The 2,623-nt window shown below is 40.2% G+C and carries 2 protein-coding genes and 1 pseudogene; all 3 read right to left on the bottom strand.

Annotation, left to right across the window (positions count from 1 at the left end; all coding sequences use genetic code 11):
* Positions 1-707: pseudogene (locus ACOVO2_RS05430) on the bottom strand (hypothetical protein); the annotation flags it as partial.
* A gap of 134 nt (positions 708-841) precedes the next feature.
* Entirely contained in the window at positions 842-1,282 is a 441-nt protein-coding gene (locus ACOVO2_RS05425; RefSeq protein ID WP_421768986.1) for a DUF5990 family protein, read from the bottom strand.
* Positions 1,283-1,393: 111 nt separating this feature from the next.
* On the bottom strand, positions 1,394-2,440 hold the full coding sequence (locus ACOVO2_RS05420; RefSeq protein WP_188766826.1) for a 2-oxoacid:ferredoxin oxidoreductase subunit beta: 1,047 nt from the start codon (positions 2,438-2,440) through the stop codon (positions 1,394-1,396).
* Positions 2,441-2,623: the final 183 nt, after the last annotated feature.

The following is a 2,623-nucleotide window of genomic DNA, read 5'->3' as shown; positions in this document are numbered from 1 at the left end:
CCTTGCGTAAGAGCCGAACGATAATCGCTTACTTTCAAGATGATTTTCTTTTTCAAGAAACCTTTTTCATCAGGGAAAAAATCGTTGAAAGCATCAATGTAACCATACAAGCGTGGGTTATAGCCAGCCGAAAAAACAATACTTGAAGTCAAATTACTTTGTGCATAACCACGAAACGACGAAAGAGCATCAGAAAATTCTTTCGGTAACATTTCACCGTTTTCATCGTAGTGCGTTCTATCAACTTTCGACATCACGTTTACATCAATCGAACCCGCTACAATGGCACCACGAAGTTCGTCCTGCACTTGTTCTTTTACCGAACTGTCTTCCAGTTGAAGCATTCCGATATACATCTGCTTCATTGGCGAAGTTTCGGGCAGTAACTCAAAATATTTTGTAATTTCTGAGCCTTCTACGAAAGGTTCTAAGCGTAGTTTTTCTACTTGCTTATTTATCAATCTGTCCAAAAGATTCAGATATTCTGTAATTCTTTTGGCTCGGTAATCTTCCACTTTTTCGGTAATTGGCTCATAAACTTCACCGTTTTCTCGGCAGTGAAATGCTCGCATTTTTTCAATGAGTTCGTGTTCGATAATCGAAATTACCGAAGAAATGCCAAATCGAGCTACTTTTAGTGGCGTATCAATCGTGAAACCCAGGCCCATTACGGGAATATGGAAGGTATGTGCAGGTGTTTGTATCATTGCTTTTAAGAAAATTTGACAAAGCAACGTAAAATCTGCCAACCGAAACATGACGTTTGTCATGGAATGGATTTTTTAGGAAATAGTTTGAAGCTGGTACAAGTCATAGGCTTGCACAGTGTGTGATTTGTTGTTTACTCTTTAATGAGCCATCCTGCAAATGGTTTGACTGTAGCACAGTTTGGACTACCGTCTTTTCCGGTACCTGGCACATAAGTTTCTAAAACTGCATCAGGATTATTGTATAATTGTTCTACTTGCTCCCAAGTTATTCCAGTCAGGGGAACTTTGAGCCTCCTTGACCAAATACAATCGAATTGACCAACAAAAGCCCCGATACCGATGTAAACGAACTTATCACTTGAGCCTTGAACAAAATCACCCGAAAGTTTCGGTGGTTGCTTTTTCTCGGCATCATCTTTTATTAGAATTGAAAACTCAAAAATCAAATCATTAGTGTTAGCACGTTGCTTTTGGACAATTGTGTAGTCATTTCCAGAGCCTTTTTGTAAGCCAAAATCTACCCCAATAGGTGGGTTTATTAGATTAATCCGAACATTCAATGCTTTTTTCATTTGATTAATTGACTTAAAAAAAATTTTGGTCATTTGTTAAACTAAACTACAAAAAAAATGCTCAAGAAATCAAAATCTCTTGAGCGTTTTCAATTTATCTTAAAACATTTTCTACCTCAAACTCTGATTCAAAGCTTCCAAAGCATCAACACCCGGGCAAAGAAGGTCTTCTTTGAGGGTATTCAATGGAGTTTTGGTTGTTTGAAGCACATCGTGCAAAGCATTCGTATTTGGTTCTATATAAATCAATCCTGTCAAGATTTCGCCTTTTTCTTTTGAATTTTGAATGGCATTCATGGCCGAAAGTTTATCTTCTGGATTCCATCCTTGATGCAATTTTTGCAAGTGCAAAGCCGAACCATCGTGAAGTGTTACTTCCTTGGCATCATCATAACTTGCCGTGATTTCTTCCATCACTGGCACAAAATCTACGGTTGAAGTAGCTTCGATATGCTCACGCACATAATCGTAAGATTTTGTAGAGCCCACGTTATTATTGAAAGTTACGCAAGGAGAAATGACATCAATCAAAGCAAAACCTGGGTGAGAAATAGCGGCTTTGATAAGCGGAATCAACTGAGTTTTATCGCCCGAGAAACTACGAGCTACAAAAGTTGCTCCCAGTTCAAGTCCTAAACCCACTAAATCAATGGCATTGAAGAGGTTTGTTGAGCCAGCTTTACTTTTCGAGCCATTATCTGCCGTAGCAGAATCTTGCCCTTTTGTAAGGCCATAGCAACCATTATTCATGACTACATAAACCATATTAAGGTTACGGCGAATGGCATGCACAAACTGTCCCATTCCGATTGAAGCAGAATCGCCGTCGCCCGAAACACCGAAGTAAACCAAGTCACGATTCGCCAAGTACGCACCCGTAGCCACCGAAGGCATACGCCCGTGGACTGAGTTAAAACCGTGCGAATTTCCGAGGAAATAGGCCGGAGTTTTTGACGAACAACCGATGCCCGAAAGCTTGGCGATTCGGTGTGGCTCAACCGACAACTCAAAACAAGCTTGGGCGATTGCTCCACTGATAGAATCATGTCCGCAACCAGCACAAAGCGTTGATAAAGCTCCTTCGTAGTCTTTTTTAGTAAAATTTATTTTGTTTTTTGGCAAATCAGGATGCCTAAAGGTCGGACGAACGTATGTCATATTTTTAAAGTTTGACCCCACCCCGACCCTCCCCGATAGGGAGGGAGCTGTTTCGTCCCCTCCCTATTGGGGAGGGTTAGGGTGGGGTTGTTTTTATAAACTTTTACTAATTTCTTTCACAATTTTATCAGCTGTAATTGGCATTCCGTCATAATTCAAGACACGAATCAATTTCTTAGGATT

The sequence above is a fragment of the Emticicia sp. genome, from assembly GCF_049241225.1.
Taxonomy (GTDB): Bacteria; Bacteroidota; Bacteroidia; order Cytophagales; family Spirosomataceae; genus Emticicia.
Note: the sequence above shows the minus strand (reverse complement) of the source record. Positions and strands in the feature narration are given on the sequence as shown.